Source organism: Paenibacillus senegalensis JC66 (assembly GCF_000285515.1).
GTDB lineage: Bacteria > Bacillota > Bacilli > Paenibacillales > NBRC-103111 > Paenibacillus_L > Paenibacillus_L senegalensis.
The window spans coordinates 816,630-832,663 of sequence record NZ_HE610957.1; the positions used below are offsets into that span (position 1 = coordinate 816,630).

The window sequence follows — 16,034 nt, forward strand, 5'->3', positions numbered from 1 at the left end:
TATAAATTAAATCCCGAACTATTCTACCGAGAACAGGTAAACATAGAGCGGCTGTCCTCCACTATGAACCTCCACCTCGACATTCGGGTGGTGCTCGGCCAGGTAGGCTTCAATCGCGGCAGTCTGCTCCGCCACCGCTTCCTCACCAGCGAGAATCGTTACAATTTCTCCGTCCTCGCCAATCATTTGATCCAGCAGTTGCTGACACGCTGCGGACAAATCCGGGATGGCTACAGCAATTCGCCCGTCCATCAAGCCAAGATAATCATTCTCCTTAATGTCCATCCCATCAATTGAGGAATCGCGGACTGCCTGGGTAATTTGTCCTGACCGGACGTTTTGCAGCGCCGCAGTCATCGCATCTGTATTGCTTTCCGAGGTGGCATTGTCGACAAATGCCAGCAGAGCGGCCATCCCCTGGGGAATCGTCTTGCTAGGGATTACAATGACCTGCTTCTCCTCTACCAGCTCTCTGGCCTGCTCAGCCGCCATTACAATGTTGGAATTGTTCGGGAGAACATACACCGTATCAGCGGGCGTCTTCATAATCGCCTTGACAATATCCTCCGTGCTCGGGTTCATCGTCTGACCTCCGGCGATCACTTGATCAACACCGAGACTGGAGAAAATTTCGCTGATTCCGTCCCCTACCGATACCGTGACAAAGCCGAAGCGCTTAAGCTCGACTTCCTGCTCCTCCGGCACCGCTGGCTGTTCCTGTATGGCGGGAGCGTGCAGGTATGCATTGGCACGACCGGCCTCCTCCGCCTGGATAATATGCTCATGCTGCTCACGCATATTTTCGATCTTGATGCGGGTCAGATCTCCGAATTTCATCGCGTAGTTCATAACTTCGCCCGGATATTCGGCATGTATATGGACTTTGACCAGGTCTTCGTCGCTCACAACCAGCAGGGAGTCGCCGAACTTCTCCAATTCATGGCGGAAGTCCCCTTCATCGAATTGCAGTCCCGGGACTTTATCTGGGGACAGCTTGACCATAAATTCGGTACAATAACCGAATTCAATATCTTCCGTAGCCATATGAGCCTGGGCGCTGACCATATCATGCAGCGATTGCTGGGGTATGGCTGCCGGCTTAGCCGTCTCCGCAACCGGCAGCGGCGGCTGTTCTCCGGTTAAGGCCTGCAGCATCCCCTCATAGATCAAGACGAGCCCCCTGCCGCCGGCATCTACGACCCCGACTTGTTTAAGCACAGGCAGCATGTCCGGCGTTCTCGCCAGCACTTCCTCCGCTTTCCGCAGCGTATGCTCCAGCAGGTCGGCAATATCGCCGGCTTTCCTGGCATAGGAAGTGGCCTCCTTGGCAGATTCCCGGGCAACCGTCAGCACAGTGCCCTCTACGGGCTTGACCACCGCCTGATAGGCGGTATCCACTCCCTGCTGCAAGGCGGCCGCAAACTGCTGGGGATGAATCGCATTCTCTTCCTGCACGGACTTGGCAAAGCCGCGAAAAAGCTGTGACAAAATGACACCCGAATTTCCGCGCGCGCCCATAAGCAGCCCCTTGGAAAGGGCCATTGCAGTTTTACCCAAGTGCTCGCTTGGCTTCCTATGTAATTCATCGATTCCGGACGACATCGTTAAATTCATGTTCGTTCCGGTATCTCCATCCGGTACCGGGAATACATTAAGAGCATTCACCTGCTCCACCTGACTCTCCAGCCGTGCTGCACCCATTGTCATCATATGAATGAAATCTGCACCGTCAATCGTATTAAAGCGCTTACTCAAACAAATTCTCCTTCCTGACTACCGAGTTACGCGAACTCCCTGCACAAATATATGAATGTGTTCCACTTGAAGACCTACAATCTCGCTTAATACGTATTTAACCCTATTCTGCACATTATGGGCCACTTCTGAAATCCGGGTGCCATAGCTGACAATGATGTAAAGGTCGATGTCAATCGCATCATCCTTCAGCCTTCGTACTTCCACCCCGCGCCCCAGGTTTTCGCGTCCCAATAACTCGGCGATTCCGTCCTTTAATTGCTGACGTGAAGCCATGCCGACCAAACCGTAACATTCCAAAGCGGCTGAACCTGCAATGACCGCAATCACTTCATCGCCAACATAAATTTTGCCGTACTCATTTGCCATTTGAATTGACACGTGCTACCACCCTTTTCACAAAAGTATAGGGACTAAGTCTCATTGTACTATAATAAAACAGAGAAATAAATGCAAATCGCTGTTTTTCTAACGTTCCGCGGCATCTTTTCGCCGCTCGCATCGTTGACTGATTTCTTTTTTCTGTGCTATTATAGTATGGTGTGTTTGTTACTGGAGCAATAGCATTTGTGTGCTGTTGATTGTTTTGGAGGAGGTGGAATGTTCATGGCTCGTAAATGTTATATCACTGGCAAGGCTCCCAAGACCGGGAACCATGTGTCCCATGCCAATAACAAGAACAAAAGAACTTGGGGAGTTAACGTTCAAAAAGTACGGATTCTCGTTGACGGCAAACCCAAGCGTGTCTATGTAAGCACTCGTGCTCTTAAATCGGGTAAAGTAACCCGCGTTTAAGAACGTTGATTACGAATGTCGCAAACAAAAAGCACCTGGCCAAGAGGTGCTTTTTTTTCATTCTTAGCCGGGGATGAGCTGTCTGTAGTATCTACCTGCTTATCTAGTTTTTACTGAACGTATTCAAAATCGCTTTGACAAACCCTCCCAGAAATTTCGGCAGCTTAATAGTGTAAAATTTCATTTTTTCTACCCCTCCTAACAAAAATGTGCTTCAGTTCTACGGCATTCCTCCCCGAAGCAGATCGCTTATTCATCCTTGGCAAGGCATCCCCATTTCCAATCATCCATTACTATTACTCTATTCCCTAGCTGCTCAAAAAGTGCCTGGCCTAATCTATTTTCTTAATAAAATTACCCGTTAAGCGGAGCCTGGCTTTGCAGCGGTGCACATACTTGCGGGGGGCTGCTTGCTCAGCATAAAAATGAAAAAAGCTGCAATAGCATTCGCTTTGCAACTTTAGTCTATTCGAGGCTTATAGGAATTATGCTGGACCGCTGTCCATACGGGGCCGTCTAGGGAACGGCGTCTTCAATGCCGTCAAAAAATTGCGGATCTACAGGCCATCCATAGGCATAAGCGAGAACTACATAGATCGGCGGAAAAAGAATGAAAAAACGATCGTTAGCAAAATAAATGAAATCCGGCTCCACTTGCCTTCATAGGTCTTGAACACATAAATTCCGATAAGCACCGCTCCAAGAGAAAAAAAATGACGGAACACTCCCGTGTTCAACAAAACAAATATGGACATCAAAATCCCTGCGGCGACACTAAACAAAAAAAGCTTGAACTTAGCCATGGGCAGCCCTCCCCCGGCGGATCGCCGAAATGGCAGCCGCCCGGTCGTCCTGGCCAAATACAGCACTGCCGGCCACAAGCACATTCGCGCCCGCTTCAGCTACAAGAGGCGCTGTTTCAGCGGTTATGCCGCCATCCACTTCCACGCGGGCGTCAATTCCGGCTTCCGCCATCATGCGGCGGAGCTCCTGCAGCTTCTGCAGCATGGCAGAGATAAATTTTTGGCCGCCAAATCCGGGATTGACCGTCATGATCAGAATCAAGTCAGCCTCCTGCAGAACATAACGGATCGTGCTGAGCGGCGTGGAAGGATTGAGCGCCACCCCCGCTTTCGCACCGGTCTCTCGGATTTGCCCAAGAGTGCGGTGTAGATGGGGACACGCTTCTGCGTGCACGGTGATGTAATCGGCACCGGCCCTGGCGAAATCGGTTATGTATCGCTCCGGCTTTTCGATCATTAAATGAACGTCCAGCGGGAGCCGGGTATGCGGGCGAATCGCCTCCACAATGAGCGGCCCTAGTGTCAGGTTGGGGACAAAGTGACCGTCCATGACATCGACATGAATCCAGTCCGCTCCACCTGTCTCGACCTCTTGAATTTCTGTTCCCAGCTTGGCAAAATCGGCGGACAAAATCGACGGGGCAATAAGCAGCTCGGACAAATTAATACCTCCTTTTTCTCTCTTTGATTTCCGCTAGGAAGAGCTGATAATGTTCATAGCGGGTGGCGGGAATGACTCCCGCATCGACCGCTTCCTGCACGCTGCAGCCCGGCTCATTGAGATGTAGGCAGCCGCGAAAACGGCAGCCGGGAGCACGGGAAGCCATCTCCGGGAAACAGGCTGCGAGATCTTCCGCTTCAATGGGGCTGAAGTCAAGCTGGCTGAAGCCCGGAGTATCGGCCACCCAGCCGCTGGGCTCCAGGGCAATCAGTTCCACGTGACGGGTGGTGTGCTTGCCTCGCCCGAGCTTCTGGCTAATTTCATTCGTGTCCAGGGACAAGCCGGGTATGATCGCGTTAAGCAGCGAAGACTTGCCTACACCCGATTGTCCTGCGAACACGCTGATCCTGCCCTTCAGATACTCCCGGATCTCATCCAGTCCCCGGCTTTCGCTGGAGCTGGAAATCACCACCCGATAGCCGATCGCTTCGTACATAGTCCGAATCGCTTCCACCTCTTCTAGCTCTACGTCTACGTGTCCGGATAACAGCAAATCGTGCTTGGACAGAACCAGCAGCGCGTCCAGACCGGCATGCTCGGCATGAACCAAAAACTTGTCCAGCAGCTGCAGATTCAGGCTGGGCTCCGCGATGGAAAAAACGAGCACGGCCAGCTCTACGTTAGCCACCGGCGGCCGGATCAGCTCCGAGCTGCGGGGCAGAATCTCGGTCACCGTCCCCTCCCCGTTCTCGGTTAAGGCAAATTCCACCCTGTCTCCGACCAGCGGCGTAATTTTTTTCTTCTTGAATATTCCGCGCCCCCGGCACTGGATCCGGGGATCGCCCGGCCCTTGGCCGTCCGGCAGAACGTAATAATATCCGCTCAGCGCCTTTACGATCGTTCCTTGGCTCATAGGCTTTTACTCATCTCCACCCTCACCTTGAGTGGAACCATGGTTCTGTTCAGAGTCCTCATCCTCCTCGTTTGCGCCCGGATCCGGAGGAAGGGATTCTACTGGTTCCTCTTCATCCGGAGGCGGCGACTGGTTCTGATTCTGGTGCTGGTTCTGGTTCTCATAATCGCTATAGGTTACCGTCTCATTGTCATACTTTTCATTATCGCGGAAAATTTGAATGACCGCATTCTTTTCCCGGGTCACGATTACCGGTACGTTCAGCGTCTCCGGCTTGGAAATTTCAAACGCCCGATACTCATAATTGTCATACTGCGCATCGGTGATAATGATCTTGAACGCTGATTTGGTTCCTTCCTCCTTGGGATGCAGCACCGGAAGAGTCACCAGCATTTGCGCTGCGTCTTCAGGCGGCCCCGTACTCACATAATAAATAATATTGCTCGTACCCTTCTCTACCAGCTGGCCGGATTTGTACGGCCATTGATCGAAAATTTTGCCTTCTTCCTGTTGAAACGACGGCTGGCGGATAATGCCTTCATCCCCCTGCAGACGGCTAAGATCATGCTTCAGCAGCAGCGCATCGGCGCTTTCAATAGTTTGACCGGTCAAATCCGGCATCAGAAATTTCTCCTTGCCTTCGCTCACGGTAAAACTAAACTGCACATCTGCAGGATCATACTGCTCGCCAGGCCGCGGAGAATGATTGAGAATCGTCCCTTCGGAAGATTCATCATTACGCATATCCAGTTCGATCTGGTCCTCGCCGATTCCCATTTCATTCAACAAAACGACGACATCATCCCACTTTTGGCCGACATAGCTGTTCATGGTTGCCAGCTCGACACCCAGACTGACCTTCAAGGTGATGGTCGTGCCCTCTTTAACCGTAATATTGCGGTGAGATTGTTCAAATACATGATCCACCTCAGTCTCAGGGTGGGTCTCTTGCAGCACTTCTACCTTCAGCTGAAGCGCATTCAGCTCCGCTTCCGCTTGAGCGACATGCTTGTTAATTACATCGGGAACTTTGACATCTTTCGGAATCATATTTTCCCGTAAGTAAGCTATACCTCCCAGCAATAAACCAACGATAACAAGGAAAATAACCGTTAGCAAAACCGGCTTTTTCCAGCCGCCTTTCTTTTTCGGTTTATATTCATCCTCATCCTCTTCATAATCATCAGCCTCAATCTGTGAGGCACGAATTGCCGGAACGACCTTCGTCTTCTCATGATCGAAATCATCGTCATCGTGCTCCGAGCCTTCCGCTGGCAGCTTAGGTTCATGCCTTCTTTCCGGCAGAAGACAGGTCTCCAAATCCTTAAGCATTTCCCCTGCCGACTGGTAGCGGTGCTCGGGGCTCTTGCGCAGTGCCTTCAAAATGATGTTCTCCACACTCTGCGGAATCATCGGATTAACCTTGCGCGGGTCTTCAACATGCTCCTGCAAATGCTTCAAGGCAACGCTAATCGGGCTTTCGCCGATAAATGGAAGCTTGCCGGTGAGCATTTGATACAGCACGATGCCCAAGGAGTACAAGTCCGATTTGGCGCCGGCCGCCACGCCCTTGGCATGCTCCGGAGAGAAATAATGGACCGAGCCGACAACGGAGCCTGTCTGCGTAATCCCGGTAGATGTTTCCGCACGGGCGATGCCAAAATCGGTTACTTTCACACGGCCGCCGCGCCCCATCAAAATATTGTGCGGCTTAATATCGCGGTGAATAATTTCATTAGCATGGGCGTGCTCGAGCGCATCGCAAATCTGGGATGCGATATGGACCGCCTCCTCCACCTGAAGCGGAGCGCGCTGCTTGATCAGATCGTTCAGCGTCATGCCGTCCACATATTCCATAACGATATAGTGAATTTCATCCTCCTGGCCCACGTCATAAATACTGACCACATTCGGATGAGACAAGGAAGCCGCCGACTGCGCCTCCCAACCAAACCGATGGATAAACTCATCATCGTGAACATACTGCTGGCGCAAAATCTTTACAGCCACATGACGGTTAAGAAGCAGGTCATGAGCTTTGTAAACGATGGCCATGCCGCCCCCGCCTACTCTTTCCAGGATTTCGTATCTTCCGCCGAGAACCTGTCCAGTCATCCGCCCATCACCTCGTTTCTTGAGCTGTCATGGATTCGTTCTCCAACAGCACGACCGTTATATTATCGTCTCCTCCGGCTTTTAAAGCCTCGTCGATTAATTGCTGCGCCTTATCGTTGAGATCGATGTCTGACTGCAAAATAGATTCCATCCGATGCTGCGGAACGGCCCCGCTCAGCCCATCGGAACAAAGCATGACGATATCGTGCTCCCGCCATGTACGATGAACGATATCTACCGCCACCTCTTCATCCGTGCCGAGAGCCCGGGTAAGAAAGTTGCGGCGCGGATGCTGGTCCGCCTCCTCCTGCGAGAGCTGGCCTGATTTTACAAGCGCATTGACGAAGGAATGATCCTCTGTCAGCTGCTTCATTCCTTCGGGATCAAATAAATAAGCGCGGCTGTCGCCAATATTGCCGATGACCAGATCGGTCGGATCGGCTACCGCTACCACAACGGTAGTTCCCATGCCCTTTAAATGCTCCTTGCTCATGGCCTCCTCATAAATTCTCTTATTGGCCATCAGCACTGCCTGCTCGATGGCGTCCGCCCTGGCCTGACCATCCATACCCGGCTTAAGAGCGGCCTGCAGCTGCTCCTGAACCGTCTCTATAGCCATTTGACTGGCCGTGTCTCCTGCCTGGTGTCCGCCCATTCCGTCGGCAACGATCGCCAGGGAGTAACCGTTATAATCGGGAATCGCTGCAGCGCGGTCCTCATTGACCATGCGAATCAAGCCGACATCGCTTCTATTTGCCATTCTCATAGACGCTCACCTCTTACCCGCTTCCAAATGTTTGGCCCGCAGCTGTCCACAGGCAGCGGCAATGTCGCTGCCCTGCTCCCTGCGTATGGTGGTGGTGATTTTGTGCTTCTCCAGGATGCGCTGGAAAGTAAAGATGTCATCCCGCTCCGTCCGCACAAAATTGCGCTCCACCACGAAATTCACGGGAATCAAATTCACATGGCACAGCGGAATTTCCTTGAGCACCTGCGCAAGCTCTTCCGCATGCTCCGGCTGATCATTAACCCCGCCCATTAAAGCATATTCAAAAGTCAGTCTTCTTCCCGTCACTTCTACATAATGCTTGCAGGCCGCGATCAGATCAGCAAACGGATAGCGGCGGTTGACCGGCATCAGCTTGGAGCGCAGCGCATCATTCGGAGCATGAATGGAAATCGCCAGATTGATCTGCGTCCGCTCCTCGGTGAAACGGTAAATGTTTGGGACAATGCCGCTTGTCGATACTGTGATATGGCGCTGGCCGATATTCAAGCCTTTATCATGGATCATAATTTTCAAAAAGCTGATCATCGCCTCGTAGTTCTCAAAAGGCTCGCCAATGCCCATGATGACAATGCTGCTTACCCGTTCCCCGGATGCGTCCAGCATTTTTTGCGACTGTACTATCTGGGCTACAATTTCGCCTGCCGTTAAATTGCGTTTCAGCCCTCCCAATGTAGAGGCACAGAAGGTGCAGCCGATCCGACATCCGACCTGGGTCGTGACACATACGCTGTTGCCGTAGCTGTGCTTCATAATTACGGTTTCGATCGCATGCTTATCCTGAAGCTCGAACAAAAATTTGACCGTGCCGTCCTTGGACTGGTGCTGCGTAATTTCTTTCAGCGTTACAAATTGAAATTGCTCAGCCAGCAGGTCACGCAAAGGCTTGGGCAAATTCGTCATTTCCGCAAAGGACCCTACCCTTTTTACATACAGCCAGTCAAAGATCTGACCAGCGCGAAAAGAAGGCTGACCCTGCTCCTTCACCCATTGCTGCCATTCTTCAAAAGTTAAATCATATACAAAAGGTTTCATTTCATCACAACCTGTTTTATCTAGTCAAAAGCTCAATCTAATCCATTTTATCATAAACAGGGGAAAGCCAAAACCAAAAACACCGAACAAAGCCCCGGGAAGATGCTGCTGCTTCGCCTACTGACTATACAATAACTCCATAGCGGTGCCGCAGCAGCAAAGCGTTGGCCTGTTCCTTTGCCAGCGCTCTCGGAGCCTTTAATTACGGACAAAGCCCGACAGTTAACCGAAAGGTAGAAGTCGGCCGTCTATCGGGCTCTTATTGGCGTAACCGTCCGGCTGCACGGGCGACTACTGACTCCATACGCGGGCGAAAAAGGACGGAAGAAGCCTGTTCAGGCACGCCTCAAGTTCAATTATGTCTATGCTTTTTGCAGGCGGCAAATAAAAAAGCCATCGCTGTTATAGTGATGCGGCAGCAGCTGCAGCATGCCGCTGGACTTCGCCGCGGTTCTTTGTTCCACCGGAGAGAAAGCGGAAGGAAAAGCGGATAGCGTAAATTGCGGATGCTTCAGCAAAAACCTGCGGATTTGCTCCTCGTTTTCCTCGGCAGCAATCGTACAGGTGCTGTAGACGAGCAGGCCGCCCGGCTTAACAAGCGGATGCACCGCCTCCAGCAGCTCTGCCTGAATCCGGCTCAGCGCCTTGACCTCGTTCGGCTCTTTGGCCCACTTCAAATCGGGCTTGCGGCGGATGACGCCAAGTCCCGAGCAGGGGGCATCCAGCAGAACCCGGTCAAAACTTTCGGCGGGAAAGCGGCCGGACAATGTTCTTGCATCCGCAGCCAGCGTTTGAATAGAAGTCAGGCCTAATCGCTGAGCCTGCTTGCGGATCAGCGCTTCTTTATGCTCATGAATGTCACAGCCGATGACCATGCCTTGATCGTTCATAAGCTCCGCCATATGGGTTGTTTTTCCGCCCGGAGCGGCACAACAGTCCAATACGGACATGCCCGGCCGCGGATCCACAGCCTCTCCAACCAGCATCGAGCTTTCGTCCTGTATCGTAAACAAGCCTTCCCGGTATCCGTCCGTATCCGCCATATTGCCGGCCTGGCGGACCACAATGCCCGCGGCGGACAGCGGCGATGGGGAGGCGTCGATGCCCTGCTCCTGAAGTTCGGCCAGCAGCTGCTCACGAGTTCGTTTGCCGGGGCTAACCCGGATACTGGCATGGGGCGGTTCGTTGTTCGCCTGGCAAATCCGCGCGGTTTCTTCTTCACCGAAGGAACCGAGCCATTGCTTGATCATCCACTCAGGATGGGAATAGGTTAATGACAGCCGTTTCACTAGAGGGAGGCTGTCCGGGATCTCCAGCGAAGCCTTCTGTCTTTCCACGTTGCGCAGCACACCGTTTACCATGCCGGAAATCCCGCGATGGCCTAAGCGCTTTGCCAGCTCAACGGCCTCGTTGATGGCCGCGTGTGCCGGAACACGGTCCAAATAATACAGCTGGTAAAAACTGATTCGCAGCAAATTTCTGACCCAGGGCTCCAGCTTGGCCCACCCTTTGGCCACAAATTTTTGCAAATAATAGTCGATGGTCAACTGATGCTGCAAAGTCCCGTAAACAAGCTCGGTAGCGAAAGCGGCATCCAGCCGCTCCAGCCCGCTTTGCTTGAGCAGCTTATCCAGCAGCAAGTTGCTGTACGCTTTTTGGGCCTCTACCCGGGTTAGCAGCTCTACTGCCAGATGGCGGGCGTTTGCGGGCGTTCTTGCAGCTCGTGATGATTTCATCTTAATCCTCCTTGGCTAGTCCAGTTTGGCGCCAGGCTGCCATTGCGCGCTGCGCCCGTAAGGCCCTGCATCCATCGCCTTTTTGCCAGCCGGTTGAATGATCTTTAACCAGAGAGCTCCCTCTCCGGCCGCCACCTGGATGCCTTCCGCCGAGACCGTCAGGATCGTTCCGGGAGCAGCTGATGAGGCCTTGTCCACAGCAGCCTTGGAGTCATCCAGAGAGGCCTCCCATACTTTTAACACCTTGCCATCCAGCAGCGTAAACGCCCCCGGCATCGGGTTCAGCCCTCTGATCTGGTTGTAAATGTCACGCGCGGTGCGGCTCCAGTCAATCCGCTCATCCTCCCGCCGCAGATTGGGGGCAAGGGTTGCCTGACTGTCGTCTTGGGGAACAGCCTGCACCTTGCCGGCCAGCAAGTCCGGTAAGGTCTGCTTCAACAATTCGGCGCCCGCTTGACTCAATTTGGAGAACAGGGTCCCGGATGTATCTTCATCCAGAATCGGTACCTCCGCCTTACTGATCATATCGCCGGTATCCAAACCTTCTGCCATATACATAATAGTCACACCGGTCACCGACTCCCCGCGGATAATGGCATGCTGAATCGGTGCCCCTCCTCTGTACTTGGGCAGCAGAGAAGCATGTACATTGATGCAGCCAAGCCGCGGCATGAAAAGCAGCTTTTTAGGCACAAGCTGCCCGTAAGCGGCTGTAATGATCAAATCCGGCTCGTAGTGGCGGATGGCCTCGATAGCGTCCTCTTCGCGAATTTTTTCCGGCTGCAGAACAGGGATCCCTAATCGCTGCGCCGCTTCCTTGACAGGCGGGGGAGTCAGCACCCGCTTGCGCCCCTTCGGGCGGTCAGGCTGACTCACGACCGCTTTGACCGGGTATCCGTTGTCGACCAGCATTTCAAGAATGGGGACCGCAAAATCAGGGGTCCCCATAAAAACTATATTCAAATCGCTCACTCCTCTTCCTTCGGCTCTCCGCGGTAGGTGGCCTCGGCCAAGTCGGTAAACAACACTCCGTTCAGATGATCCACCTCATGCAAAATACAGCGCGCGAGCAAATCGGTCCCTTCGATCACGATTTCCTCTCCGTGACGGTTGAGGCCCTTGACCTTAACCCGTTGAGCTCTGCGAACATCTCCGGTCAAGCCGGGAATGCTCAAGCATCCTTCCGGACCAAACTGCTCGCCTTCCTGTTCGATCACCTCAGGATTGATCAGCTCAATTAAGCCATGCTCATCTCCTACATCCATAACAATCACGCGTTTAAGAACGCCAACCTGAGGGGCCGCAAGACCAACCCCTTCCGCATCGTACATCGTTTCTGCCATGTCATTTAACAGCTTGTGAATATTCGGTGTAATTTTGGGTACCGGCTTGGATTTTTCCCTCAGTACCGGATCTGGATCTTTAACAATAATGCGCAATGCCATTCAAGCACCTTCCTTTACAGATGGATCCTCACAGTTGATACGAAATCTATGAAATTAGGAACAAGATGAATCCTGGAATAAATGACCTTCGCTTGCCTGATTTTCTGTTCGTTGCATAGCTGAATACTTGCAGATGATCAAGCACAATGCCGATGATCTTTAGCTTCAGCTTATGCAGCTAGGCTGTTCCCGGTGTAACCCTCATCAGGCGGAAATCCGGCTTCCGGCATCGATATAGCGTCTCCGTTCTGCCAATTGGCGCTGACCGATTGCTTTACATAAGCAGGTAAGGATCTACATCAATGCTGACCTGAAGGCTTTCCCGCTTAATGAGATCATCAAATGAAGCCGCTGCTTCCATAACCCAGTCACTAACGGGTTCACTGTCCCGATATTTTATCATGCATTGGAACCGATATCTATCTTTGATCCTCGACACAGGCGAAGCCGTAGGGCCCAGTACCTCCACGGAGGAGGGCCGATGGCCGGAGCGGGCCGCCGCGATTTCCTTCAGCCGGAGTGCAAAGGCTTCCGAAGAACGAATCAGGAGCGGGATCTCCGGATGGGACAGCGTGATGAGGATCAACCGGCAGTACGGAGGATAATCCCGGCTATGCCGCAGCTGCAATTCATTATGCAGAAACCGGGTATAATCGTGCTCGCTGGCGCACTGAACGCTGTAATGCTCCGGAGTATAAGTCTGAACAAATACTTCTCCCGGCAGATGATGCCGTCCAGCCCGTCCAGCCACTTGCGTCAGCAGCTGGAAGGTCCGCTCACCCGCACGGAAATCAGGCAGGTTCAACACCGTATCCGCGGCTATAACCCCAACTAGAGTAACCTGCGGAAAATCGAGGCCTTTGGCGACCATCTGGGTGCCCAGCAATACGTCTGCCTGATGGTTGCGAAATTGATTCAGCCATTTCTCATGGGAGCCTTTCTCGCTTGTCGTGTCAACGTCCATGCGAATAACCCGTATGCCTGGAAACAGCTTGGCCAGCTCCTCCTCAACCCGCTGAGTGCCGGTACCAAAATATCGGATATGCTCGCTGCCGCATTCCGGGCACACCTCTGCCTGCTTTTCCGCATAACCGCAGTAATGGCAGCGGACAGTTCTCGAGCTTTGGTGATAAGTGAGCGATATGTCGCAATGCGGACATTCCAACGTATTGCCACAGGTTCTGCACATGACAAAGGTGGAGTACCCTCTACGGTTAAGCAGCAGCACCGTCTGCTCGCTCCTCTCCAGCCGCTTCTCTATCGCGTTAAACAACGGACGGCTGAACATCGAGCGGTTGCCGTCCTTCAGCTCTTCCCTCATATCCACAATATGGACAGGGGGCAGCGCCCTGCCCTCGACCCTTTGCTGCATAGTCAGCAGCTGATACCGCGGAGAGCCGGCGGAGCCGTCAGGCAAACGGTCAGCCGCCCGGGCATAGCTTTCCAAGGATGGAGTCGCCGAGCCAAGGAGGACCACTCCCTGAAAATGCCCAGCCCGGTGAATCGCAACCTCTCGCGCATGATACTTGGGACTGTCCTCTTGCTTATAGCTGGTTTCATGCTCCTCATCAAGGATAATCAGCCCCAGACGGCGGAAGGGAGCAAATACGGCGGAGCGGGCACCAATTGCCACTCTTACTTGGCCTAGTGAAATTTTGCGCCACTCGTCATAACGCTCTCCTTGGGAAAGGCGGCTGTGAAGCACCGCAACCTGGTCTCCGAAGCGGCCTTTGAAGCGCTCTACCATTTGCGGTGTCAAGGAAATTTCCGGCACCAGCACGATGGCTTCCCGCTCCATGTTCAGGCATTGCTGGATAGCCTGCAAATATACCTCTGTTTTTCCGCTGCCCGTCACGCCGTGAAGCAAAAATACCTCATGCTTTTTCTCTGTCAGCGCATTCGATATCGGGGTGAATACCTTCTGCTGTTCCGGGGTCAGCGCCAGCGGCTCTGTCTGGGCAAAGCTGCGGTTCGCGTAAGGATCGCGGAATACCTCTTCCTCTTTGATCTCCAGCCAGCCCTTGTCGGCCAAGCTTTTTACAGTGGATGCGGAAATCCCGAGTGCCGCCGTTAGGACGCTAAGCGCGACGGGGCTGGAGTTTTGACAGAAATAGCCGAGCACTTCCTTCTGCCTCGCAGCCCGCTCCGGAAGCTCAAGAGCGTACTGGCTCAATTGCTCCGGTGCCGCCTGCGCATATACCATCAGCAGCTTCTTCTTCCCTGCCCGGTCCCGCATGGATTGACTTTCCCGCAGCAGCCCTAGCTGCAATTGTTCTTTTATCCACTGTCCTTGATCTGCAAATCTGCGAATCAATTCCTCCAGCGCTACCCGCTTTTTAGCGTTCACATAGTCTAGTATTTCCAGCTGCGATGGCTGCAAAAATAATCGGTCGGCTTCAGTAACCTCACCGATCTCAACATTTTTTTCGTACTTGGCTTTCAGCGCCCCGGGAATCATCGCCTGCAAGGCAGTAATCTCGTGGCACAAATACGTCCGGCTTATCCATTGGGCAAGCGCTACGAGCTCAGGCGTCAAAGGAGGATGTGCGTCCAGCACTTCGCTGATGGCCTTCAGCTTATCGCTTTCCACCTGCTCATGCTGCCTGAAGCCGGTCACGAAGCCTTGCACGACCCGATGGCCAAATGGGACGCCTACCCGGCTGCCGACCTGTATCCAGGGCTCCAAATGAGCCGGTATCGCATAATCGAACGGGCGGTTAGTCTGTTTGGCCGGAACATCGACAATGACTTGGGCTATCATGAACGGCCGCCTCCCACGCGGCCAGCGAGGCGCTCGGCTATGCGGCTCAGCAGCCGCTCAGCCACTGCTTCCTTGGACATCTTGGGCAGCGGCTCTACCGTACCGCTGGCCTCCAGAAAAATGACCCGATTGGAATCCGTGCCGAAGCCCGCTCCTTCCTCAGTTACATCATTGGCCACGATCATATCGCAATTTTTACGCTGCAGCTTGTCCTTCGCATGTTCTATCACATCGTTGGTTTCTGCCGCGAACCCGACGAGAAATTGTCCGGTTTTGCGTTCTCCCAGCGTCTTCAGAATATCCGGATTTTTCACCAGGCGGATCGTCAATTCCTCATCCTTCTTCTTTATTTTCAGCGGGGAAGCCTCTGCAGGCCGGTAATCCGCAACAGCAGCACTTTTTATCACAATATCTGCTTGCTCGAAACGCGAAGTTACTGCTTCGAGCATATCTAGAGCTGACAGGACGGGCACATGCTCCACGCCAGCAGGTACCGGCAAAGAGCTGGGCCCGCTGATCAGCGTCACTTCGGCCCCCATATCGCGGGCTGTTCTAGCAATGGCGTAGCCCATTTTTCCTGAGGAATCGTTGGTTAAGTAACGCACCGGATCAATCCGCTCCTGGGTTCCTCCGGCCGTTACCATCACCTTGCGCCCGCTTAACAGCTTGCCGCGATTCAGGATGGCCGCCAGCGCGGTCACAATCTCCTCAGGCTCCGCCAAACGCCCTTTGCCGACATATCCGCAGGCCAGCTGTCCTTCGCCCGGCTCAATAAATGTAATGCCCCGCTGACGCAGCAGCTCCATATTGTGCACAACAGCCGGGTGGCTGTACATATGAACATTCATGGCAGGGGCAACTACAATCGGTGAAGTGACCGCAAGCAGTGTCGTACTGAGCATATCATCGCCTAGGCCAAGCGCCAGCTTCGCAATCATATTGGCGGTAGCGGGGGCAATAACAACCAGATCAGCGTGATCTGCCAAATGAATATGTGATACTACGGAAGGGTCCTTTTCCTCAAATGTATCTGTCATTACTTGATTGCGCGATATCGCCTGAAACGTCAATGGAGAAACAAATTTCGCTGCGGATTCGGTCATGATCACTTTGACGTCTGCTCCGGCCTGAACCAGACGGCTGCACAGCGCTACTGCTTTATATGCGGCAATTCCGCCGGAAACTCCAAGCAAAATAGATTTTCCTCTAAAGCTCACTACAGCTCCCT

The 16,034-nt window shown here is 53.1% G+C and carries 15 protein-coding genes; 1 reads left to right on the top strand and 14 read right to left on the bottom strand.

Annotated features, from left to right (window positions below; translation table 11 throughout):
• Positions 1–18: 18 nt before the first annotated feature.
• Both PSHG_RS03950 and PSHG_RS03955 read right to left on the bottom strand, forming a co-directional pair.
• Complete coding sequence (locus PSHG_RS03950; protein ID WP_010269756.1) at positions 19–1,755, bottom strand: DAK2 domain-containing protein; 1,737 nt, start codon at positions 1,753–1,755, stop codon at positions 19–21.
• An 18-nt stretch (positions 1,756–1,773) separates the two neighbouring features.
• Complete coding sequence (locus PSHG_RS03955; RefSeq protein WP_392392010.1) at positions 1,774–2,124, bottom strand: Asp23/Gls24 family envelope stress response protein; 351 nt, start codon at positions 2,122–2,124, stop codon at positions 1,774–1,776.
• Between the two features lie 237 nt (positions 2,125–2,361).
• Here PSHG_RS03955 and rpmB point away from each other — a divergent pair, with 237 nt between their 5' ends.
• A complete protein-coding gene (rpmB, locus tag PSHG_RS03960) occupies positions 2,362–2,550 on the top strand; it encodes a 50S ribosomal protein L28 (protein ID WP_010269761.1) in 189 nt (62 codons plus the stop codon).
• Positions 2,551–2,653: 103 nt separating this feature from the next.
• Here the strand turns inward: rpmB and spoVM are convergent, their stop codons facing one another.
• The 12 genes from spoVM to coaBC form a co-directional block, all read right to left on the bottom strand.
• Positions 2,654–2,734: a stage V sporulation protein SpoVM gene (gene spoVM / locus PSHG_RS26540; RefSeq protein WP_010269764.1), complete on the bottom strand. Its 81-nt coding sequence runs from the start codon at positions 2,732–2,734 to the stop codon at positions 2,654–2,656.
• A 403-nt stretch (positions 2,735–3,137) separates the two neighbouring features.
• A complete protein-coding gene (locus tag PSHG_RS03970) occupies positions 3,138–3,353 on the bottom strand; it encodes a hypothetical protein (protein WP_010269767.1) in 216 nt (71 codons plus the stop codon).
• Positions 3,346–4,014, bottom strand: a complete 669-nt coding sequence (gene rpe / locus PSHG_RS03975) for a ribulose-phosphate 3-epimerase (RefSeq protein WP_010269770.1) — start codon at positions 4,012–4,014, stop codon at positions 3,346–3,348. Before rpe ends, PSHG_RS03970 begins: the two co-directional genes overlap by 8 nt.
• A 1-nt stretch (position 4,015) precedes the next feature.
• Complete coding sequence (gene rsgA / locus PSHG_RS03980; RefSeq protein ID WP_010269773.1) at positions 4,016–4,927, bottom strand: ribosome small subunit-dependent GTPase A; 912 nt, start codon at positions 4,925–4,927, stop codon at positions 4,016–4,018.
• Positions 4,928–4,933: 6 nt separating this feature from the next.
• The gene (gene pknB / locus PSHG_RS26545) at positions 4,934–7,042 is read right to left on the bottom strand and encodes a Stk1 family PASTA domain-containing Ser/Thr kinase (protein ID WP_010269777.1); all 2,109 of its coding nucleotides are present in this window, start codon (positions 7,040–7,042) and stop codon (positions 4,934–4,936) included.
• A gap of 7 nt (positions 7,043–7,049) precedes the next feature.
• Positions 7,050–7,808, bottom strand: coding sequence for a Stp1/IreP family PP2C-type Ser/Thr phosphatase (locus PSHG_RS03990; protein WP_010269782.1), 759 nt, complete (start codon positions 7,806–7,808; stop codon positions 7,050–7,052).
• A 6-nt stretch (positions 7,809–7,814) separates the two neighbouring features.
• Positions 7,815–8,864: a 23S rRNA (adenine(2503)-C(2))-methyltransferase RlmN gene (gene rlmN, locus PSHG_RS03995; protein ID WP_010269786.1), complete on the bottom strand. Its 1,050-nt coding sequence runs from the start codon at positions 8,862–8,864 to the stop codon at positions 7,815–7,817.
• 362 nt (positions 8,865–9,226) lie between these two features.
• On the bottom strand, positions 9,227–10,600 hold the full coding sequence (gene rsmB, locus PSHG_RS04000) for a 16S rRNA (cytosine(967)-C(5))-methyltransferase RsmB (RefSeq protein WP_010269788.1): 1,374 nt from the start codon (positions 10,598–10,600) through the stop codon (positions 9,227–9,229).
• Positions 10,601–10,615: 15 nt separating this feature from the next.
• Positions 10,616–11,563 carry a methionyl-tRNA formyltransferase gene (fmt, locus tag PSHG_RS04005; protein WP_010269789.1) on the bottom strand — a complete coding sequence of 316 codons (948 nt, stop codon included), beginning with the start codon at positions 11,561–11,563 and terminating at the stop codon, positions 10,616–10,618.
• 5 nt (positions 11,564–11,568) lie between these two features.
• A complete protein-coding gene (gene def, locus PSHG_RS04010) occupies positions 11,569–12,045 on the bottom strand; it encodes a peptide deformylase (RefSeq protein WP_010269790.1) in 477 nt (158 codons plus the stop codon).
• A gap of 274 nt (positions 12,046–12,319) precedes the next feature.
• Positions 12,320–14,806 carry a primosomal protein N' gene (gene priA, locus PSHG_RS04015; protein WP_010269792.1) on the bottom strand — a complete coding sequence of 829 codons (2,487 nt, stop codon included), beginning with the start codon at positions 14,804–14,806 and terminating at the stop codon, positions 12,320–12,322.
• On the bottom strand, positions 14,803–16,023 hold the full coding sequence (gene coaBC / locus PSHG_RS04020) for a bifunctional phosphopantothenoylcysteine decarboxylase/phosphopantothenate--cysteine ligase CoaBC (protein ID WP_010269793.1): 1,221 nt from the start codon (positions 16,021–16,023) through the stop codon (positions 14,803–14,805). The genes priA and coaBC overlap by 4 nt, the downstream gene beginning before the upstream one ends.
• Between the last annotated feature and the right edge of the window lie 11 nt (positions 16,024–16,034).